Genomic DNA, 20,070 nt, shown 5'->3' on the forward strand with positions numbered 1-20,070 from the left:
GCCACAGGTGTGATGGGATCCCCTGTATGACAGATTGGCCGCAACCCGGCCACGCCTACGGCTCCGCCGAAGACCCTCGGTGAACGCGGGTTCTTCTGCACCAGCGAGGACTACGCACGGTCGGACGACAGCATCGAGACCCGGCCGCTTCGACGCACGAGCCCCGCAGCCCTGGAAGGCCTCGGCCGACGTCTCCACGACATCGCGTTCGCCGATGGCCAACACGACGTCGCACACATGCTGACCTTCGCCTTCGGGAGCGCGACCTGCCCGGACTGCGGGACCGCGATCCTCGTTGGACATGCACCGACCTTGACTTCCGCTCCCCGGGCTAAAGCCCGGGGATTCCTACCACGGTCGGCTGACCGTCTCGGTGGGTTCCTGCTTCGCCGCGCTGTGCCGGGACGAGTCCCGGTCCTACCTGCGCTCCACAGGCTGACACCGCCAGTCCGGCGGCCTTGGCGATGTTGACCGCTGCGTTGATGTCCCGGTCGAGGACGGCCCCGCATGCCCCGCATTCCCACACGCGGATGTGCAGGGGCTTGGGGCCGTCCTTGACGCCGCACTGCGAGCAGACCTGGGAGGTCGGCTCGAAGCGTCCGATGCGGAGGAAGCCGCGGCCGAACTTCGCGGCCTTGTACTCCAGCATCGTCACGAACGCGGACCACCCCGCGTCGTGGACGGACTTGGCCAGGCGCGTACGGGCGAGCCCCTTCACCGCCAGGTCCTCAACGGCAATCGCTTGGTTGTCGCGAATGATCCTCGTCGAGAGCTGGTGGTGGAAGTCGCGCCGTGCGTCGGCCACCCGCGCATGAGCACGGGCGACCCTGGTGCGGGCCTTGTCCCTGTTCTTCGACCCCTTGGCCTTGCGGGACAGGCGGCGCTGTTCCCTCTTCAGTTTCTTCTCGGCCCGGCGCAAGAAGCGCGGGGCGTCGATCTTCGTGCCGTCGGAGAGGACCGCAAAGTGCCCGAGGCCAAGGTCGATGCCGACGGCGGATGCCACGTCGGGCAGCCGCTCGGGGGCGGTCTCCACGACGAAGGACGCGAAGTATCTCCCGGCAGCGTCTTTGATGACGGTTACCGTGGACGGCACGGAGGGGAGGTTACGGGACCACTTGACCCGCACGTCGCCGATCTTCGGCAGGGACAGGTCCCCACCGGTCGTGATCTTCCACCGGGCGTTCGCTGTGAACCGTAGGGCCTGCCGGTTGTCCTTGCGGGTTTTGAACCGGGGCGCGCCCATGCGCGGGCGCTTGCCCTTGAGGCCGTCGAAGAAGTTCCGGTATGCGGTGTCCAGGTCCCGGAGGGACTGCTGGAGGACGACTGCGGACACCTCTCCGAGCCATGTGCGCTCTTCGGTGAGCTTAGCCTCGGTGATCAGCAGCTTGGACAGGTCTCCGATCTTCGGGAACGCCTCGCCTGCGGCGCGGGCGGCCTCACGAGCGCGAAGCGCATCGTTGTAGACCACCCGCACACACCCGAACGCCCTGGCCAGTGCTGAGCGCTGAGGACCGTTCGGGTACACGCGGAAGCTGTACCTCAACTGCACACCGATCACCCTACTGACGCCGGATTGTGACTGACCATCAGAACATCCGTGCTGGTCGGCACTGTGCCTTCTTCACGCGCACTTTGCCGAAGACGAGGGCGAGGACGATCCCGAGGACGGCGACGATGCCGCCGATGCACGCCCACCCCGGGTGGCTCAGGAACGCCGCGCGCCGCCCGCGCCGCCGGGGACCCTCCTCGTCTGCCGTCACGGACAGCAAGGTAGGCACCCGGGGCCCCCGCACGGACGCTCCGGGCGCGTGAGGGTGAGGACCACCCGCTCAGCGGGTCAGACCACCTGGAAGCTCTCCAGCGTCTCCTCCAGGACCTCGGCGCCGTCCCTCGCCCACAGTTCGTCGTTGAAGAGCTCCACCTCGACCGGGCCCGTGTAGCCCGCCTCCTCCACCAGGTCCGCCCAGGCGCGGAGGTCGATCGCCCCCGTGCCCAGCCGGCCCCGGCCGTTGAGGACGCCCGCCGGGAGCGGGGTCGTCCAGTCGGCGAGCTGGAAGGAGTGGATGCGGCCCGCCGCGCCCGCCCGTTCCACCGCCGCCGGGGCCCGGTCGTCCCACCACAGGTGGTACGTGTCGACCGTGACGCCCACCTGCTCGGCGGGGAAGCGCTCCGCGATCTCCAGGGCCTGGTCCAGGGTCGAGACGGCACACCGGTCGGAGGCGTACATCGGGTGGAGGGGCTCGATGGCCAGGCGGACCCCGCGCTCGCCCGCGTAGGGCGCCAGGGTGCCGATCGCCTCCGCGATGCGGGCCCGCGCGGACGGCAGGTCCGGGAAGGCCGGGGTGAGGCCGCCCGAGACCAGGACGAGGGTGTCGGTGCCGAGCGCCACGGCCTCGTCGATCGCCGCGCGGTTCTCCTCCTCCCAGCCGTCCGAGGTGAAGAAGCCGCCCCTGCAGAGGGTCGTGACGGCGAGGCCCGCGTCCCGGACGAGGGCGGCCGCGGCCTCGATCCCGTACTCCCTGACCGGTTCGCGCCACAGGCCGACGCCCGGGACGCCCAGGCGGAGGCAGTGCCCGACCAGTTCGGGCAGGCTCAGCTGTTTCACGGTCATCTGGTTGATGCTGAAGCGGTCGGCGTTCACTGCGGGACTCCGTGGACGGTGAGGAGGGCGCGCATCCGGGACTCCGCCCGGGCCGGGTCCGGGAACAGGCCGAGGCCGTCGGCGAGTTCGTAGGCGCGGGCCAGGTGCGGGAGCGAGCGGGCGGACTGCAGGCCGCCGACCATCGTGAAGTGGTCCTGGTGCCCGGCCAGCCAGGCGAGGAGGACCACCCCCGTCTTGTAGAAGCGGGTGGGCGGCTGGAACAGGTGCCGGGAGAGCGCGACCGTGGGGTCGAGCGTCCTGCGGAAGCCGTCCACGTCGCCCGTGTCGAGGATCCGCACGGCCTCCGCCGCCAGCGGTCCCAGCGGGTCGAAGATGCCCAGCAGGGCGTGGCTGAAGCCCTGTTCGTCGCCCGCGATCAGCTCCGGGTAGTGGAAGTCGTCACCCGTGTAGCAGCGGACGCCCTCCGGGAGGCGGCGGCGCAGCTCGACCTCGCGCCGGGCGTCGAGGAGCGAGACCTTGATGCCGTCGACCTTGTCGGGGTGGGCCGCGATCACGTCGAGGAACGTCCCGGTGGCCGCGTCGAGGTCGGCCGAGCCCCAGTAGCCGTTGAGCGCCGGGTCGAACATCGGGCCGAGCCAGTGCAGGACGACGGGTTCGCTCGCCTGCCGGAGCAGGTGACCGTAGAGGTCGAGGTAGTCCTCGGGGCCGCGCGCGGCGGCGGCGAGGGCGCGGGAGGCCATGACGACGGCCTGCGCTCCGGACGCCTCGACGACCGCGAGCTGCTCCTCGTAGGCCGCGCGGATCTCCGGAAGGCCGGCCGGTCCGGTGAGCTGGTCGGTGCCGACGCCGCAGACGATGCGGCCGCCGACGCCGCGCGCCTCCGCCGCGCTGCGGCGGATCAGTTCGGCCGCCCCCGCCCAGTCCAGACCCATCCCCCGCTGGGCGGTGTCCATGGCCTCGGCGACCCCGAGGCCGTGCGACCACAGGTGGCGGCGGAAGGCGAGCGTGGCGTCCCAGTCGACGGCGGCCGGGGCGCCGGGGGTGGTGTCTGCGTACGGGTCGGCGACGACGTGCGCGGCGGAGAAGACCGTGCGGGAGGCCGGCGGGCCGGCCGCGGTGAACGCGAGCGGTTCGGCGCGGGGCTCGTACGCGCGCGTGGAGCCGTCCGGGGAGGGCAGCCGGATCGTCACAGGGTCACCTCCGGGACGTCGAGGCGGCGGCCCTCGGCGGCGGACCTCAGGCCCAGCTCGGCGAGCTGGACGCCGCGGGCCCCGGCGAGGAGGTCCCAGTGGTACGGCTCGTCCAGGACGACGTGCCGGAGGAACAGCTCCCACTGGGCCTTGAAGCCGTTGTCGAACGCGGCGTTGTCGGGGACCTCCTGCCACTGGTCGCGGAAGGGTTCGGTCGCCGGGATGTCCGGGTTCCAGACCGGCTTGGGGGTGGCCGAGCGGTGCTGGACGCGGCAGTCGCGCAGTCCGGCGACGGCGGAGCCGTGGGTGCCGTCGACCTGGAACTCGACGAGCTCGTCGCGGTGGACGCGGACCGCCCAGGAGGAGTTGATCTGGGCGACGGCCCCGCCCTCCAGCTGGAAGATGCCGTACGCGGCGTCGTCGGCGGTGGCGTCGTACGGCTTGCCCTGCTCGTCCCAGCGCCGCGGGACGTGCGTGGCGACGTGCGCGGTGACGCTCGTGACCCGGCCGAAGAGCTCGTGGAGCACGTACTCCCAGTGCGGGAACATGTCGACGACGATGCCGCCGCCGTCCTCCGCGCGGTAGTTCCAGCTGGGGCGCTGGGCGTCCTGCCAGTCGCCCTCGAAGACCCAGTAGCCGAACTCGCCTCGCACGGACAGGATCTCGCCGAAGAAGCCGCCGTCGATGAGGCGCTTGAGCTTGAGCAGGCCGGGGAGGAAGAGCTTGTCCTGGACGACGCCGTGCTTGACGCCCTTGTCGCGGGCGAGGCGCGCGAGGGCGAGGGCGCCTGCGGCATCGGCGGCGGTGGGCTTCTCGGTGTAGACGTGCTTGCCGGCCTCGATGGCCTTGGTGAGGGCCCCGACGCGGGCCGAGGTGACCTGGGCGTCGAAGTAGACGTCGATGCCGTCGTCGGCGAGGACGGCGTCGAGGTCGGTGGACCACTCGGTGAGGCCGTGGCGCTCGGCGAGGGCGCGCAGGGCGTGCTCGCGGCGGCCGACGAGGACGGGCTCGGGCCAGAGGACCTCGCCGTCGCCGAGGTCGAGGCCGCCCTGTTCGCGCAGGGCGAGGATCGAGCGGACGAGGTGCTGGCGGTGTCCCATGCGCCCGGTGACGCCGTTCATGGCGATGCGGACTGTCCTGCGTGTCACGAAGGGTTCCTCTCCCCGATGCTCCGCGCCCTCCCGAAAGAAAGCGCTTTCTATCGAGGAGGACGCTAGCCTGCCGACATCGCCGCCGACAAGGGCCCTGGAGGTACGCACGCGATGACCGTCACCCTGGCGGACGTGGCCGCCCGCGCACGGGTCTCCCCCGCCACCGTCTCCCGCGTCCTGAACGGCAACTACCCGGTCGCCGCGTCGACCCGGGAGCGGGTGCTGCGCGCCGTGGACGAGCTGGACTACGTCCTCAACGGCCCCGCGAGCTCCCTCGCCGCCGCCACCTCCGACCTGGTCGGCGTCCTCGTCAACGACATCGCCGACCCCTTCTTCGGGATCATGGCGAGCGCGGCGCAGAGCGCGATCGGGGAGCGCGCCACGGGGCGCGGCGGGGGCGAGAAACTGGCCGTCGTCTGCAACACCGGCGGCTCCCCCGAGCGCGAGCTGACCTACCTCACGCTGCTCCAGCGGCAGCGGGCCGCGGCCGTGATCCTCATGGGCGGCTCCCTGGAGGACCCGGAGCACCTCGCGGCGACGGCCGGCAAGCTGACCCGGCTGGCGGAGGCGGGGACCCGGGTGGTGCTGTGCGGGCGGCCGCCGGTCCCCGGCGACGCGAGCACGGCGGCGCTGGTCTTCGGCAACCGGGCCGGCGGACGGCTGCTCACCGAGCACCTGCTGGACCTCGGCCACCGGCGGATCGGTTACGTGGCGGGCCCGGCCGACCGCACGACCACCCGGCACCGCCTGGAGGGCCACCGGGACGCGCTCGCGGCGGCGGGGGTGGCCGAGGGGCCGACGGTCCACGGGCCGTACGACCGCGCCTCCGGCCATGCGGCGACGGCCGAGCTGCTCGCCCGCGACCCGCACCTCACGGCGGTCGTCGCGGCCAACGACACGGTGGCGCTCGGCGTCTGCGCGGCCCTGCGGGAACGGGGCCTCTCCCTCCCGGACGACATGTCGGTCGCGGGCTTCGACGACCTCCCGTTCTCGGTGGACGCGGTCCCGGCCCTCACGACGGTCCGGCTCCCGCTCCACGAGGCGGGCGTACGGGCGGGCCGGCTGGCCATGGGCGCGGAGGAACCCGCGGCGGGCGGCCTGGAGACGGTGCCGGGGGAACTGGTGGTACGGGGGTCGACGGCGCGGCCGCGGGGGTAGCCGCCCGCTATCGTGGTGACGAGCGCCACACGGAGGATCGGATGACGACCATACTGATGGACCTTTCCAGCGCCTGGGACGTCCTGGACGGCGTCCCCCTGCCCAACGGCTACCGCGTCGAGATCACGGACGGAAAGATCATCATGACCCCGCAGGGTGAGCAGCAGTGGAAGGTGATCCTGCGGGCCGCCCCCCAGATCGAGCAGCAGCTCGCCGGGCACGGCGAGATCCTCTCGGACGTCATGATCGACTTCCCGTCGAGCCTCTACGGCTACGCCCCGGACCTGGCCGTCATCGCCCCCGGATCGGAGCGGAACAAGCGCGGGCGCTTCGAGTGGCACAGCCTGGAAGCCGTGCTGGAGATCGCCTCGCTCAGCACGCGGGACAACGATTTCGAGAAGAAGTTCCGGATGTACGCCGAGTGCGGGATCCCGCTCTACGTGATCATCGACCCGTCCGAGAACGTCTGCACCGTCCACAGCCACCCGACCCGCACCGGCGCCTACGCCGACCAGGAACAGATCCCCTTCGGCGAGGACCTGGTCCTGCCGCTCGAAGGGCGGGAGATCACCGTGAAGACCGACGGCTTCCCCCGCTCCGAGGGCTGACTCACTCCTCCGGCGTCAGGCCCGTCGCCGTGAGGACCGCGTCGACCGTCTCCTCGATCGTCTGGTCCGCGTTGTCGATCCAGACGCCCTCGCCCGTGAGTTCCTCACGCATGGCCTCGTCCAGGAAGGCCCAGTTCGTCGTGAGCTTCTTGTGGCGGGCGTTGTTGCGCTCCCAGGCCTTGTCCGGGCCCGGGGCCAGGATCACCACGTGGAGCGGGCCCGCCTTCGTGTGGGCGCGGTAGAAGTCCAGGTGGGAGCGGCGTACGACCACGTCGTCGAGGACCGGCAGGAAGCCCGCCGCGGCGAAGCTGTCCGCGAGCAGGCAGCCGTTGCGGGCCCGCAGCAGGATCTGCCGGTCCGCCTCGGGGTCGCCGTCCGGGCTCGGCCAGTGGCCGCCCCGGACGATCAGCTCCTGGAGGTGGTCGACCTCGATGTGCGCGGCGCGGGCGAAGCGCGCCGCGAGGGCCGCCGCGACCGTGGACTTGCCGCTGCCCGGGATGCCCGCCAGCAGGAGGGTGCCGGGGGCGGGTTCGGGGGTGTCGACGGTGATGTGCTCGAAGGTCATGCGGGCCTTTCCTCGCCGGCGGGAAGGGGCAACGATAGGGTCGCGGGCTCGGCGCGCGCCACGGGATTCCGTCCCGGGACGCGGCCCGGCGCGAGGGACGTCAGCGCCACTCCCCCGACCAGCAGCGCCGCCGCGCACCAACGGAGCGGGGTCACCGGCTCGCCGAGGAACAGGGCGGCCGACGACATGCCGAAGACGGGGACGAGGAGGGAGAAGGGGGCGACGGAGGAGGCGGGGTGACGGCGGAGCAGCCAGCCCCAGGCTCCGAAGCCGAAGACGGTCGTGATCCAGGCGACGTAGACGATGACGCCGGCGCCCGTCCAGTCGAGCCCGCGCAGGGCCGCGAGGTCGCGCTCGGGCCCCTCCAGGAGGAGGGAGAGGGCCAGCAGCGGGAGGACCGGGACGGTGCTGACCCAGACCATGAAGTTGAGCGCGTCGGGCGGGGCGGCCTTGCGGGTGAGGACGTTGGAGACGCCCCAGCAGGCCGCCGCCGCGATGACCAGGGCGAAGGCCGTCAGCGGGCCCGAGCCGCCCTCGTCGGCGGCGGCGACGCCGATGCCCGCGAGGGCGACCGCCATCCCGAGCGCCTGGATCCGGCGGGGGCGTTCGCCGAGGACCGTGAAGGCGAAGAGGGCCGTGAAGACGGCCTGGACCTGGAGGACGAGGGAGGAGAGGCCGGCCGGGGCACCGAGGTCCATCCCGGTGAAGAGCAGGCCGAACTTGGCCACGCCGAGGACGAGTCCGACCCCCACGATCCACTTCCAGGCGACCTTCGGGCGGCCGACGAGGAACACCGCCGGCAGGGCGGCGACGAGGAAGCGGAGGGCGGAGAACAGCAGCGGCGGGAAGTGGCCGAGACCGATCTCGATGACGACGAAGTTGACGCCCCAGACGGCGGCGACGAGGGCGGCGAGGGCGACATGGGCGGGGGCGAGGCGTGCGGACTGCATGCGGTCGAGCATCTCCGGCACCGACCGTTCAGCACCAGCACAGGTCTCTTCATGGTGGGATGAAGCACTGCTACATCCCCGCGTCCCTCAGGAGGTGCCCGTGCTGGACCTCGGCCGTCTGCGCGCGCTGCACGCCGTCGCCGTCCACGGCAGTGTCGGCGCCGCCGCGACCGCCCTCGGCTACACCCCGTCCGCGGTCTCGCAGCAGATCGCGAAGCTGGAGCGGGAGACCCGTACGACCCTGCTCGAACGCAGCGGGCGGGGCATCCGGCTCACCGACGACGCCCAGCAACTGGCCGCCACCGCAGGCACGTTGCTGGCGCTCGTCGAGGAGGCGGAGGTACGGCTGGAGGAGCGGCGCGGCCGACCGGCGGGGCGGCTGGCGATCGGCTGCTTCGCCAGCGCGGCGCGGGGGCTGATGCCCCGGGTGCTCGCCGAGCTGGCCCGGCTCCACCCGGAGCTCGACGCCCGCCTCTCCGAGCTGGACCCGCACCTCTCGGTCGACCTGGTGGCGCGGGGGGCGATCGACCTGGCGGTGGCGCACGACTGGGACATCGCGCCGCTGCCGGCGCCGCCGGGGGTCGAGCAGGTGGCGATCGGCGACGACCTGTGCGACATCCTCGTCCACCGCGGCCATCCGCTGGCGGCACGGGAGTCGGTGCGGCGGGAGGAGCTGGCGGCGGAGCGGTGGATCTCGCAGCCGCCGGGGACGGTCTGCCACGACTGGCTGACGCGGACGCTGCGGGCGACGGGGTACGAGCCGCTGATCGTCCATCAGGCGGAGGAGAACCACACGCAGGTGGCCCTGGTGGCGGCCGGTCTGGGGATCGCGCTGGTCCCGCGCCTGGGGCGCGGGGTGCTGCCGCCGGAGGTGGTGCCGGTGCGGCTGGACCCGGTGCCGACGCGCCGCCTGCACGCCATGTGGCGGACCGGTGCGGCGCGGCGCCCGGCGATCCGCGAGACGGTCCGTACGCTCCAGGAGCTCTGGCCCTCGATCGCCTCGGCCGGCTGAGGATCCGCACGGGAACGATTCCTGCGCGGATCCTTGACCTGGCAGTTACTTTCGGGCTATCCGTGACTCCTTGGAAGTTTCCTTCAATCCTGCACGGCCGGAAGGAGCATCAGTGCACCACCGCGCCCCCGCCCCCTCCCGACGCACCCTCCTCACGGTGACCGCCGCAGCCGCCGCGGCGGCCGTCACCGGCGTCACCTCCCCCGCGGCCCACGCCGAGACGGACGACCGGAGGCTCCGGCGGACCATCGACCGGATGTCGCTGGAGGAGAAGGTCGGCCAGCTCTTCGTGATGCGGGTCTACGGCCACTCCGCCACCGCCCCCGACCAGGCCGACATCGACGCCAACCTCTCGGAGATCGGCGTCCGCACGGCCGCCGAGCTCGTCGAGCGCTACCACGTCGGCGGGATCATCTACTTCTCCTGGGCCCACAACACCCGCGACCCGCAGCAGATCGCCGCGCTCTCCAACGGCATCCAGCAGGCCGCGCTCCAGCAGCCCACCCCGGTCCCGGTGCTCATCTCCACCGACCAGGAGCACGGCATCGTCTGCCGGGTCGGCGAACCCGCCACCCTGCTGCCCGGGGCGATGGCCCTCGGCGCCGGCGGCTCGCACGCGGACGCCCGCAAGGCCGCGCAGATCGCGGGCGAGGAGCTCGCCGCCGTCGGCATCCGGCAGAACTACGCGCCGGTCGCCGACGTCAACGTCAACCCCGCCAACCCGGTCATCGGGGTCCGCTCCTTCGGCTCCGACCCGCAGGCCGTCGCCGGACTCGTCGCCGCCCAGGTGAAGGGGTACCAGCGGGCCGGGGTCGCGGCCACCTCCAAGCACTTCCCGGGGCACGGCGACACCGCCGTCGACAGCCACTACGGCCTGCCGACGATCACCCACACCCGGGAGCAGTGGGCGGAGCTCGACGCGCCGCCGTTCCGGTCGGCGATCGCCGCCGGGATCGACTCGATCATGACCGCGCACATCGTGGTCCCGGCGCTCGACCCCAGCGAGGACCCGGCGACGCTCTCCCGCCCCATCCTCACCGGGATCCTCCGCGAACAGCTCGGCTACGACGGCGTGGTGGTCACGGACGCCCTCGGCATGGAGGGCGTCCGCACCAAGTACGGGGACGAGCGCGTCCCGGTCCTCGCCCTGAAGGCGGGGGTGGACCAGCTCCTCAACCCGCCGAAGCTCGACGTGGCCTGGCACGCGGTCCTGAAGGCCGTCGAGAACGGCGAACTGACGGAGGCCCGGCTCGACGAATCGATCCTGCGGATCCTGCGGCTCAAGGCGAAGCTGGGGCTCTTCCGGCGGGCGTACACGACCCGGGCGGCCGTCGACCGGATCGTCGGCAGCGAGGCGCACCTCGCCCACGCCGACCGCATCGCCGAGGCGACCACGACCCTGCTGCTCAACGAGGGCGGCCTCCTGCCGCTGAGCCCGGCCACCCACGGCTCGGTCCTCGTCGTCGGCGCCGACCCCGCCTCGCCGTCCGGTACGACCGGACCGCCGACGGCGACGCTCGCGACGGCCCTGACGGAGCTGGGCTTCCGCGCGACCGCGCTGTCCACCGGGATCACGCCGACGGCGGCGAAGATCGAGGAGGCGGTGGCGGCGGCGGCCGGGAGGGACGTGGTGCTCGTCGGCACGTACAACGTGTCCGCGACCAGCCCTCAGCGCACGCTCGTCGCGCGGCTCGCCGCGACCGGGGTGCCCGTCGTGACGGTCGCGATCCGCAACCCGTACGACGTCGCCCGGCTCGACGGGCAGCGCGCGGCGCTCGCCGCGTACTCCTGGACCGACGTCGAACTCCGGGCCGCCGTCCGGGTCCTGGCCGGACGCGCCCGGCCCCGGGGCCGGCTCCCGGTCCCGGTCCAGTCCGCGACGGACCCGACGAAGGTGCTGTATCCGGTGGGGTACGGGCTGACGTACGACCGCTGACGGCCTGGGGCGGTGCCCACCCCCGTGTGGCCCGTCGCCCGCTGCCCGTGTGGGCAATCGTCCCGCAGGGGCGGGACGGGTGGGCACACGGGACGGCGCCCTGTGCGGCGCCTCCGCTCCCTGTGCCTGGACCCGCACCGCCAGTGCGGCGCACGAAGTGGTGCGGGTCCAGGCGCTACAGCCTCTGGCGCCGGCAAGGGCGCCGTTCCGTTGTGCCCACCCGTTCCGCCCCAGCGGAACGATTGCCCACAACGGGGGGCGTTACGGCCTCAGGCCGTGTTCGCGGGTGGCGTCCTCGTCGGCGCCCTTGTCCAGACGCGCGTCGAACCGCGCCAGCGGCTTCGCCGCGTCCACCGCCGGGGCCGGGACTCCCGCCCAGGCCAGGATGCGCGCCGTGGCGTTCTCGCGCTCCGCGTCGACGAGTCCCGCGACGGTCGCGCCGTGGTTGGCGCCCGGCGCCACGTACACGTAGCTGTCGCGCGCGCCCTTGCCGAGGCGGAACTTCTCCGAGCCCCACGGGTCGTTGCCGCCGTAGACGAAGAGCATGTGGTTCGCGTTCTTGCGGACCCAGTCGTCGACGTCCCGCATGGCCTGCGGCTTGAACTTCATGGGGATCTCGCGCGGCACGAAGCTGCTGGCCGGCTGGTAGCCGTAGCGGCTCAGGCCCTTGAGGTGCGGCTGCTTGATGGTGGGCGAGCCGAGCTCGGTCGCCGCCTGGTAGTAGTACGGCGTGTAGTACTCCAGGCCCTGGTCGGTGTAGGCGGACCAGCCGGAGTACGCGTCGATCGTCTCGTAGACGGCGTCGTCGCTCGCGGTCGCCGCGTCCGGGATCTGGTCGCAGACGTCCTGGCCGTAGTACTGCCAGAAGCCCCACACGAAGTCGAGGACGACGGCCTCGTACGCCTTGTCGAGCGAGCCGACCGTGTTGAAGGTGGCGCCCTCGGACTCGGCCCAGGCCTTGTACTTCTTCTCCAGCGGCTCGCGCCGGACGAGCGCCTCGCGCTGCATGTTGTTCAGGCGGTCGCGGCAGTCCTTGGTGCCGACGGTCTCGAAGAACCGGTCGTAGGCCGAGTCCTCCTTGTTGACCACGTCGTTCGGGGCCACGTACGCGACGACGCCGTCCATGTCGCGCGGGTAGAAGCGCTCGTAGTACGTGGCGGTCATGCCGCCCTTCGAGGCGCCGGTGGACAGCCACTTCTGGCCGTAGATGCCCTTCAGCGCCGTGAAGATCCGGTGCTGGTCGCTGGCGGCCTGCCAGATGTTCAGCTTGGACCAGTCGGCGGGCTGGGGGCGGGACGGCGTGAAGAAGCGGTACTCCATGGAGACCTGGTTGCCGTCGATGATCCGCGTCGGCTCGGTCCGGCTCGGCGTCGTGGACAGGCCGTAGCCGCTGGTGCGGAAGACGGTGGGGCGGCTCGTGTCCTTGTGGAGGATCGAGATCCGCTGCTTGAACGTGCCCGCCCACGGGCGGTGGTGGTCGATCGGCTGCACGTACTCCAGGACGAAGTAGCGGTAGCCGGCGTACGGCTTCTCCTCGATCAGGCTCATCCCGGGGATCGCCAGGATGCGGTCCTTGATGTCGGTGCTCGTGCTCTGCGAGTCGACGACGGTCGCGCTGCCGGTCTCCGTGTCCGCGGCGGTAGCCACACCGGTCGACCCGACGGTGCCTATGAGCACCGAAAGCGACAGCGCCCATCTCAGCGACTTGCGCATTCACCCTCCCCTTGGTTCACAACGGTGTCGCGAACCTAGCGGGGACAACGTGGGGACCGCCAGACCCAGTTGATCCTTACCCTTGGACTTTCCTGCGCATCAGCACAGGATCCAGCCGGTCGCCGTCCCCCGGCCCGCCACCGAACCGCCCGCCCGGACGCAGCGGTTGAGCGCGTGGACGGTCACCGGGCCCGCCTGCCGGTCGAAGCGTCCCGACCGGACCACGGGACGGGCGCCGCGCGGCTGGAGCGAGACCGCCATCGGGCGACGGGGGCCGGGCCGTTCCGCGACGGTGACGGCGCAGACGTACTGGCGGGTCCGGTAGAGGCGCAGCTCCCCGGTGGCGAAGGTGACCGTGCGGGTGGGCCGGCCGTGGCAGACGGAGGCGGCGTCGGCGGTCCCGCCGCCGGGCCCGGGTCCGGGGAGGAGGAGCAGCGCGAGGGCGGCGAGGAGCGGGACGAGGACGCGGGCGAGGGTCCGGACCGTGCCGGTGTCTGTGGTCATGGGGTCCCCTCCCGGGCGAATCGTCGTACGGCCGTACGACGCATGCCGGGCCGGAATGGTTGCCTCCGCATGTCTCCCGTCATGCGAAGACCGTCATGACCAGCATCAGGAAGGCCGCCTCGGCGCCGAGCTGGGTCCAGAGCGCGGCCTTCCGGACGCCGGTGCGGTCCGCGCCCTGGGCGATCGCGAAGGCCACGGCGGCCACGGCGAGGCTCACGGGAAAGGCGGCGCCGGGGGTGGAGCCGCAGTTCTCCCCGTACGTGAGGCAGCGCCCGGCGTTCTCGGAGCTGAGGGCGACGATGCCGGCGAGCACGGTCGCCGGCACCAGCAGACCGGCCCCGGTCAGGGACAGCCGCCGCAGGCGCCGCCCCTCGGCGGCGGGCGGGACGGCGGCGGGAAGGTCGTGGCTCATGCCCCGATCCAAGCCCGCGGGACGACGAGCGGGGATCCGCCGGGATACTCACCCCGGCGGATCCCCGTACTCAGATCGCTCAGATCGCTCAGATCTCGCAGGTCTCTCGGATCTCTCGGATCTCACGGCTCGCTCGGCTCGCTCAGATCAGTCGGACCGGCTCCGGCTCCGCCTCCCCGATGAAGGTGTTCCACAGCGTCGCGTACCGGCCGCCCAGGGCGAGGAGCTCGTCGTGGGTGCCGTCCTCCACGACCCGCCCGTGGTCCATGACGACCACGCGGTCGGCGCGCGCGGCCGTCGTCAGCCGGTGGGCGACGACGAGGGTCGTGCGGCGGCCCGCGAGGCGGTCCGTGGCCGCGTTGACCTGGGCCTCGGTGGCCAGGTCGAGGGCGGCGGTGGCCTCGTCGAGCAGCAGCACGTCCGGGTCGACGAGCTCGGCGCGGGCCAGCGCGATCAGCTGGCGCTGTCCGGCGGAGAGGTTCCGGCCGCGCTCGGCGACCTCGTGGAGGTAGCCGCCGTCGAGCGTGGCGATCATGTCGTGCGCGCCCACCGCGCGGGCCGCCGCCTCGACCGCGGCGTCGGTCGCCTCCGGGCGGCCGTACGCGATGGCGTCGCGGATCGTCCCGGCGAAGAGGTACGCCTCCTGCGGGACCACGCCGAGCCGGTGGCGGTACGCGGTGAGGTCGAGGTCCCGCAGGTCGGTGCCGTCGGCGGTGACCCGGCCGCCCGTCGGGTCGTAGAACCGGGCGACCAGCTTGACCAGCGTGGACTTGCCGGCGCCGGTCTCGCCGACGAAGGCGACGGTCTGCCCGGCGGGGATGCGCAGGTCGATCCCGGTCAGCGCCTCCTCCTCGGCCCCGTACGCGAAGGACACGTCCTCGAAGGCGATCTCGCCGCGCAGCGAGAGGACGTCCAGGGGCGCGTCGGCGGTGGCCGTCGACGTCGGCTCCTGGAGGAGCTCCTGCATGCGCTTGAGCGAGACGGCGGCCTGCTGGTAGCCGTCGAAGACCTGCGAGAGCTGCTGCACGGGCGCGAAGAAGAGGTCGATGTAGAGCAGGTAGGCGACGAGCGCGCCGGTGGTGAGGGTGCCGGCCTCGATGCGGTTCGCGCCGACGATCATGACGGCGGCGGCCGCGGCCGAGGACAGCAGGGTCACGAACGGGAAGTAGACCGAGATCAGCCACTGCCCCCGGACGCGTGCCTCGCGGTACGAGTCGCTGCGCTCCGCGAACCGGGCCACGCCCGCGTTCTCGCGGCGGAAGGCCTGCACGATCCGGAGACCGGAGACCGACTCCTGGAGGTCGGCGTTGACGACGCTGATCCGCTCGCGCGCCAGCTCGTACGCCTTCACGCTGGAGCGGCGGAAGTAGTACGTGGCGACGGCGAGGACCGGCAGGGTCGCGAAGACGACCAGGGCGAGCTGGAGGTCGAGCACGAGCAGCGCGACCATGATCCCGAAGAAGGTGACGACCGAGACGAAGGCGGTGACCAGGCCCGTCTGGAGGAAGGTCGACAGGGCGTCCACGTCCGTCGTCATCCGGGTCATGATCCGGCCGGTCAGCTCGCGCTCGTAGTAGTCGAGGCCGAGGCGCTGGAGCTGGGAGAAGATCTTCAGCCGCAGCGCGTACAGGACCCGCTCGCCGGTGCGGCCGGTCATCCGGGTCTCGGCGGTCTGCGCGACCCACTGGACCAGGACGGTGACCAGGGCGAGCGCGGAGGCCGCCCAGACGGCGCCGATCGCGAGGCGGTTCACGCCCTCGTCGATGCCGTGCCGGATCAGGACCGGGAGCAGCAGACCGGCGCCCGCGTCGAGGGCGACCAGGCCGAGGCTGATGAGCAGCGGGGCGCCGAAGCCGCGGAGCAGCCGGCGCAGGCCGTAGGCGTCCTCGGGCGACACGGCCCGGGCCTCGTCGATGTCGGGGGTGTCGGTGGCCGGGGGCAGGGCCTCGACGGCGGCGAGCAGCTCGGGGGTCGCTCCGGGCGCGGGGGCCTCGCGGCCGGTGGTCTCGTCCCGGGCCCACAGGGTGGGGGTGATGCCCCGCTCGGCGTCGAACTCGGCGTCCAGTTCGGCCCGCAGCGTCCGGTCCTCGGGGAGCTCCGCCGGGGTGAGGTGGCCGGGCGAGACGGCGCCGAGCTCCTCGGGGTCGGTGAGGAGCCGCCGGAAGAGCGGGGAGCGCCGCTCCAGCTCCGCGTGGGTGCCGATGTCGGCGAGGCGGCCGTCCTCCAGGACCGCGATGCGGTCGGCGAGGCCGAGGGTGGAGCGGCGGTGCGCGATGAGCAGGGTCGTACGGCCCGCCATCACCGACTTCAGGGCCTCGTGGATCTCGTGCTCGACCTTGGCGTCGACGGCGGAGGTGGCGTCGTCGAGGAGGAGCAGCCGGGGGTCGGTGAGGATCGCGCGGGCGAGGGCGACGCGCTGGCGCTGGCCGCCGGAGAGGGTCAGGCCGTGCTCGCCGACCTTGGTGTCGTACCCGTCGGGCAGCTCGGTGATGAAACGGTCCGCCTGGGCGGCGCGGGCGGCGTTCTCGATCTGCTCGCGGGTGGCGTCGGGGACGCCGTACGCGATGTTGGCGGAGATCGTGTCGGAGAAGAGGAACGAGTCCTCGGGGACGAGGCCCACGGCGGCGCGCAGGGAGTCGAGGGTGAGCTCGCGGACGTCGTGCCCGCCGACGAGGACGGCGCCGTGGGTGACGTCGTAGAAGCGGGGCAGGAGGAGGGAGACGGTGGACTTGCCGGAGCCGGACGCGCCGACGACGGCGACGGTCTCGCCGGACCGGATCTCCAGGGAGAAGCCGTCCAGCACGGGCTTGATCCTGCCGGAGGCGTCCTCGTACCCGAAGGACACGTCGTCGAACTCGACGGTGGCGGGCGCGTCGGCGGGCAGCTCCTTGGTGCCGTCCTCGATGACCGGCTCGGTGTCGATGAGGTCGAAGACCCGCTCGACGCCGGCGCGGGCCTGCTGGCCGACGGTGAGGACCATGGCGAGCATGCGGACCGGGCCGACGAGGGAGGCCAGGTAGGAGGAGAAGGCGACGAAGGTGCCGAGGGTGATCTGGCCCCGGTAGGCGAGCCAGCCGCCGAGCGCGAGGACCGCGACCTGGCCGAGGGCGGGGACGGCCTGGAGGGCTGGGGTGTACCTGGAGTTCAGCCGGATCGTCCGGAGGCGGCCGGCGAAGAGCTTCCGGCCGGCCTCGCGGATCTTGCCGGTCTCCTGGTCCTCCTGGCCGAAGCCCTTGACGACCCGGACGCCGGTCACGGCCCCGTCGACGACCCCGGCGACGACGGCGGCCTGCTGCTGGGCGTGCCAGGTGGCGGGGTGGAGCCGGGTGCGGCTGCGCTTGGCGATCCACCAGAGGGCGGGGGCCACGGCGAGCGCGACGAGGGTGAGCGGGATCGACAGCCAGGCCATGACGGCCAGCGAGATGAGGAACAGCAGGACGTTCCCGACGGTCATCGGGAGCATGAACAGCAGGCCCTGGATCAGCTGGAGGTCGCTGGTGGCCCGCCCGACGACCTGCCCGGTGGACAGCTCGTCCTGCCGCCGCCCGTCGAGCCGGGTGACGGTGCCGTACATGTCGATGCGCAGGTCGTGCTGGACGTCGAGGGCGAGACGTCCGCCGTAGTAGCGGCGGACGTAGGTGAGGGCGTAGACGAGGACCGCGGCGCCGACGAGCAGTCCGGTCCAGACCCCGAGGCTCCGGGTCTTCGTCCCGATGACGTCGTCGATGATCACCTTGGTGACGAGCGGCACGAGCGCGAGCACGGCCATGCCGACGAGGGAGGACCCGAGCGCGAGCAGGGTGTTCGTCCTGTACCGCCACGCGTACCCGGCCAGCCTGCGCGCCCAGCCCTGCTGTTTCTCCCCGACCGCCACGAGGGCCTCCCATCCGTCCTGCTCTACCGGAAGGCCCAACACGGCCGACGTGCGATTTCATCCCGCCGCAACAAATACGGGCCTTCGGGCCCAGGACCGGTCGCCCGCACGGATGGCCCCGGTTCTGGGTAGGAGGCCCCTGACACGGTCGGGTGGAAGGGGAGGTCCGTGGGGAAGGTCGAGGACGGGAAGCCGTACCAGTGGGGGCGGCTGTACGCGGCGTTGCGGGTGGTGCGGGGGCTGGCCTCGGCCGGCCGGGTGGTCCCGGCGACGGACCGGGAGCTGGAGGACACGGCGAGCCGGCCGCGGTCGGTGTTCGAGGGCTTCCTGAGGACCGCGGGCCTCGACGTCCTCGCCGCCCGGCAGCGGGGCGGGCCCGTCGCCGAGGCGGTGGCGACGGCCTTCGCGGACGTGGCGCGGCTGCTGCCCCCGCGGACCATGGACCGCAAGAACGTCACACCCGAGGCGGAGCAGTTCCGCCTCGGGTACGAGGCCCAGCACGCCGAGTACCGGAAGGCCTGGGAGGGGCTGGTCGACTGAGCGGGGCCCTCGCGGGCCCTCCCGTCACAGGTGCGTCGGCTCGAACATCCGCAGGAGGGCCGGGAGGACGACCACCGACGGGCCCGGGGTGGCGAGGGCCTTCGCCAGGTCCGCCGCCAGGGTCTCCGGGGTCGTCAGGGCGGCCGGGACGCCGAAGGACTCGGACAGGGCGACGAAGTCGGGGCGGGTGAGCTCGGTGGCGGTGGCCTCGCCGAACGCGCCCGTCATGTACTCCCGCAGGATCCCGTAGCCCCCGTCGTCGACGATCAGCCACGTCACGTCGAGTCCGTACTGCTTCGCCGTCGCCAGTTCCGCGATGGAGTACATCGCGCCGCCGTCGCCGGAGACCGCGAGGACCGGCTGCGAGGGGTCGGCGGCGGCCGCGCCGAGGGCGGCGGGGAAGCCGTAGCCGAGGCCGCCGGCGCCCTGGGCGGAGTGCATCGTGTTCGGGTGCCGCGCGTCGAAGGCCGACCAGGCCCAGTACGCCAGGATCGTCATGTCCCAGAAGCTCGGCGCCCGGTCCGGGAGCGCCTCCCGCACCGCCGCGACGATCCGCTGCTCCAGGCCGAGGTCCTGCGCGGCGATCCGCTCGCGCACCTTGCCGAGGACCGCCGAGACCCGCTCGGGGGCGGCCGGGTCGGTGCGCTCCGCGACGGTCTCCAGGAGCGCCTGGAGCGCGAGCCGGGCGTCCGCGTGGATGCCGAGCGCCGGGTGGTTGGACTCCAGCTTGCCCGCGTCGGCCTCGATCTGGATCACCCGGCCGCGCGGGGCGAACGTGTGGTAGTTCGAGGACAGCTCGCCGAGGCCCGAGCCGATGACGAGGAGGACGTCGGCGTCCTCCAGGAAGTCCGTGGTGTGCCGGTCCTCCAGCCAGGACTGGAGCGAGAGCGGGTGCTCCCAGGGGAAGGCGCCCTTGCCGCCGAAGGTGGTGACGACGGGGGCGTCGATCCTCTCCGCGAGCGCCAGGAGCTTGCCCGAGGCGTCGGAGCGGACGACACCGCCGCCGGCGATGATCGCGGGCCGCTCGGCGTTCGCCAGGAGGTGCGCGGCGACCGCCGTCAGCTCGGGGCGCGGGACGACCTCCTCGGGCGTCGCGTCCATGGCGGTGACCACGGGCAGGGTGGTCTCGGCGAGGAGCACGTCCTGCGGGATCTCCACCCAGACCGGCCCGTGCGGGGCGGTGAGCGCCGACTCCCAGGCCGCGGCGATCGCGGACGGGATCTGGGACTGCGTGCGGACCGTGTGGACGGACTTCACGACGTCGCGGAAGGAGGCCTGCTGGTCGCGGAGCTCGTGGAGGTAGCCGTGCCGCCCGCCGCCGAGCCCGGCGACCGGGATCTGGCTGCCGATCGCGAGGACGGGTGCGGAGGCGGCGGCCGCCTCCTGGAGCGCGGCGAGCGACATGAGCGCGCCGGGGCCGGTGGAGAGCAGCAGCGGGGCGGCCTCGCCGGTGACCCGGCCGTAGGCGTCGGCGGCGAAGCCCGCGTTGTTCTCGACGCGCAGGCCGACGTACCGCAGGGCCGAGCGGCGCAGGGCGTCGAACATGCCGAGGGCGTGCTGGCCGGGGAGGCCGAAGACGGTGGTGGCGCCGAGGCCGGTGAGGGTCTCGACGACGAGGTCGCCGCCGTTGCGGCCCGGGGGCGGGTTGAGGGCCGCATCCGTCTGGGCCGCGGTGGGCCGGAGCACGAGGTCGTGGTCGTGGGTCATGAGATCCCTTGGCTGGCTTGTCGGTCGGGTGCGGCCCGGTGGCCGGGGGGGGGGGGGGCGGGGGCGCCCCCCCCCCCGGGGGGCGGGCGGGGGGGGGGCCCCCCGGATGTAGGGGGGGCGTAGGTGATGGAGTAGGGTTAATCGGTGA

Annotated in this window: 17 protein-coding genes; 5 read left to right on the top strand and 12 right to left on the bottom strand. The window is 72.9% G+C overall.

Annotated features, from left to right (window positions below):
- Positions 1-331 precede the first annotated feature (331 nt).
- From ACFV2S_RS04265 to ACFV2S_RS04285, 5 genes are all read right to left on the bottom strand, one after another.
- Positions 332-1,549 carry an RNA-guided endonuclease InsQ/TnpB family protein gene (locus tag ACFV2S_RS04265; protein ID WP_385554075.1) on the bottom strand — a complete coding sequence of 406 codons (1,218 nt, stop codon included), beginning with the start codon at positions 1,547-1,549 and terminating at the stop codon, positions 332-334.
- A 37-nt stretch (positions 1,550-1,586) separates the two neighbouring features.
- Positions 1,587-1,760, bottom strand: coding sequence for a hypothetical protein (locus ACFV2S_RS04270; protein WP_385554077.1), 174 nt, complete (start codon positions 1,758-1,760; stop codon positions 1,587-1,589).
- A 77-nt stretch (positions 1,761-1,837) separates the two neighbouring features.
- Positions 1,838-2,611, bottom strand: a complete 774-nt coding sequence (locus ACFV2S_RS04275) for a sugar phosphate isomerase/epimerase family protein (protein WP_385554380.1) — start codon at positions 2,609-2,611, stop codon at positions 1,838-1,840.
- A gap of 26 nt (positions 2,612-2,637) precedes the next feature.
- Positions 2,638-3,792: a dihydrodipicolinate synthase family protein gene (locus ACFV2S_RS04280; protein ID WP_385554079.1), complete on the bottom strand. Its 1,155-nt coding sequence runs from the start codon at positions 3,790-3,792 to the stop codon at positions 2,638-2,640.
- Positions 3,789-4,940 carry a Gfo/Idh/MocA family protein gene (locus ACFV2S_RS04285; protein ID WP_385554081.1) on the bottom strand — a complete coding sequence of 384 codons (1,152 nt, stop codon included), beginning with the start codon at positions 4,938-4,940 and terminating at the stop codon, positions 3,789-3,791. Before ACFV2S_RS04285 ends, ACFV2S_RS04280 begins: the two co-directional genes overlap by 4 nt.
- A 114-nt stretch (positions 4,941-5,054) precedes the next feature.
- Between ACFV2S_RS04285 and ACFV2S_RS04290 the strand changes: the two genes are divergently transcribed.
- Both ACFV2S_RS04290 and ACFV2S_RS04295 read left to right on the top strand, forming a co-directional pair.
- Positions 5,055-6,101: a LacI family DNA-binding transcriptional regulator gene (locus ACFV2S_RS04290; RefSeq protein WP_385554083.1), complete on the top strand. Its 1,047-nt coding sequence runs from the start codon at positions 5,055-5,057 to the stop codon at positions 6,099-6,101.
- 41 nt (positions 6,102-6,142) lie between these two features.
- Positions 6,143-6,709 (top strand): Uma2 family endonuclease, encoded by a 567-nt coding sequence (locus ACFV2S_RS04295; RefSeq protein ID WP_385554085.1) that lies wholly within the window; start codon positions 6,143-6,145, stop codon positions 6,707-6,709.
- A 1-nt stretch (position 6,710) separates the two neighbouring features.
- On the opposite strand, the gene ACFV2S_RS04300 is transcribed toward ACFV2S_RS04295, so the two are convergent.
- The gene (locus ACFV2S_RS04300) at positions 6,711-7,274 is read right to left on the bottom strand and encodes an AAA family ATPase (protein WP_385554087.1); all 564 of its coding nucleotides are present in this window, start codon (positions 7,272-7,274) and stop codon (positions 6,711-6,713) included.
- A complete protein-coding gene (locus tag ACFV2S_RS04305; RefSeq protein ID WP_385554089.1) occupies positions 7,271-8,224 on the bottom strand; it encodes an EamA family transporter in 954 nt (317 codons plus the stop codon). The genes ACFV2S_RS04300 and ACFV2S_RS04305 overlap by 4 nt, the downstream gene beginning before the upstream one ends.
- A gap of 100 nt (positions 8,225-8,324) precedes the next feature.
- On the opposite strand from ACFV2S_RS04305, the gene ACFV2S_RS04310 reads away from it, so the two are divergent.
- Positions 8,325-9,236 (top strand): LysR family transcriptional regulator, encoded by a 912-nt coding sequence (locus ACFV2S_RS04310; RefSeq protein WP_385554091.1) that lies wholly within the window; start codon positions 8,325-8,327, stop codon positions 9,234-9,236.
- 112 nt (positions 9,237-9,348) lie between these two features.
- Positions 9,349-11,172, top strand: coding sequence for a glycoside hydrolase family 3 protein (locus ACFV2S_RS04315; RefSeq protein ID WP_385554093.1), 1,824 nt, complete (start codon positions 9,349-9,351; stop codon positions 11,170-11,172).
- Between the two features lie 261 nt (positions 11,173-11,433).
- Here the strand turns inward: ACFV2S_RS04315 and ACFV2S_RS04320 are convergent, their stop codons facing one another.
- The 4 genes from ACFV2S_RS04320 to ACFV2S_RS04335 form a co-directional block, all read right to left on the bottom strand.
- On the bottom strand, positions 11,434-12,885 hold the full coding sequence (locus ACFV2S_RS04320; RefSeq protein WP_385554095.1) for an aminopeptidase: 1,452 nt from the start codon (positions 12,883-12,885) through the stop codon (positions 11,434-11,436).
- Between the two features lie 99 nt (positions 12,886-12,984).
- The gene (locus ACFV2S_RS04325) at positions 12,985-13,389 is read right to left on the bottom strand and encodes a hypothetical protein (RefSeq protein ID WP_385554097.1); all 405 of its coding nucleotides are present in this window, start codon (positions 13,387-13,389) and stop codon (positions 12,985-12,987) included.
- 79 nt (positions 13,390-13,468) lie between these two features.
- On the bottom strand, positions 13,469-13,801 hold the full coding sequence (locus ACFV2S_RS04330; protein WP_385554099.1) for a hypothetical protein: 333 nt from the start codon (positions 13,799-13,801) through the stop codon (positions 13,469-13,471).
- Positions 13,802-13,943: 142 nt separating this feature from the next.
- A complete protein-coding gene (locus tag ACFV2S_RS04335; protein WP_385554101.1) occupies positions 13,944-17,675 on the bottom strand; it encodes an ABC transporter ATP-binding protein in 3,732 nt (1,243 codons plus the stop codon).
- 168 nt (positions 17,676-17,843) lie between these two features.
- Here ACFV2S_RS04335 and ACFV2S_RS04340 point away from each other — a divergent pair, with 168 nt between their 5' ends.
- Positions 17,844-18,215: a hypothetical protein gene (locus ACFV2S_RS04340; protein ID WP_385554103.1), complete on the top strand. Its 372-nt coding sequence runs from the start codon at positions 17,844-17,846 to the stop codon at positions 18,213-18,215.
- A 24-nt stretch (positions 18,216-18,239) separates the two neighbouring features.
- Here ACFV2S_RS04340 and ACFV2S_RS04345 read toward each other — a convergent pair whose 3' ends face one another.
- On the bottom strand, positions 18,240-19,922 hold the full coding sequence (locus ACFV2S_RS04345) for a thiamine pyrophosphate-binding protein (protein ID WP_385554105.1): 1,683 nt from the start codon (positions 19,920-19,922) through the stop codon (positions 18,240-18,242).
- Between the last annotated feature and the right edge of the window lie 148 nt (positions 19,923-20,070).

The organism is Streptomyces sp. NPDC059695, from assembly GCF_042733785.1.
Lineage (GTDB): Bacteria > Actinomycetota > Actinomycetes > Streptomycetales > Streptomycetaceae > Streptomyces.

Bases quoted from the DNA above. Each gene is read 5' to 3' on its own strand.
- ACFV2S_RS04325 (WP_385554097.1), bottom strand. From the start codon at position 13,389: ATGACCACAGACACCGGCACGGTCCGGACCCTCGCCCGCGTCCTCGTC.
- ACFV2S_RS04300 (WP_385554087.1), bottom strand. From the start codon at position 7,274: ATGACCTTCGAGCACATCACCGTCGACACCCCCGAACCCGCCCCCGGC.
- ACFV2S_RS04275 (WP_385554380.1), bottom strand. From the start codon at position 2,611: ATGACCGTGAAACAGCTGAGCCTGCCCGAACTGGTCGGGCACTGCCTC.
- ACFV2S_RS04290 (WP_385554083.1), top strand. From the start codon at position 5,055: ATGACCGTCACCCTGGCGGACGTGGCCGCCCGCGCACGGGTCTCCCCC.
- ACFV2S_RS04320 (WP_385554095.1), bottom strand. From the start codon at position 12,885: ATGCGCAAGTCGCTGAGATGGGCGCTGTCGCTTTCGGTGCTCATAGGC.
- ACFV2S_RS04345 (WP_385554105.1), bottom strand. From the start codon at position 19,922: ATGACCCACGACCACGACCTCGTGCTCCGGCCCACCGCGGCCCAGACG.
- ACFV2S_RS04305 (WP_385554089.1), bottom strand. From the start codon at position 8,224: ATGCAGTCCGCACGCCTCGCCCCCGCCCATGTCGCCCTCGCCGCCCTC.
- ACFV2S_RS04330 (WP_385554099.1), bottom strand. From the start codon at position 13,801: ATGAGCCACGACCTTCCCGCCGCCGTCCCGCCCGCCGCCGAGGGGCGG.
- ACFV2S_RS04295 (WP_385554085.1), top strand. From the start codon at position 6,143: ATGACGACCATACTGATGGACCTTTCCAGCGCCTGGGACGTCCTGGAC.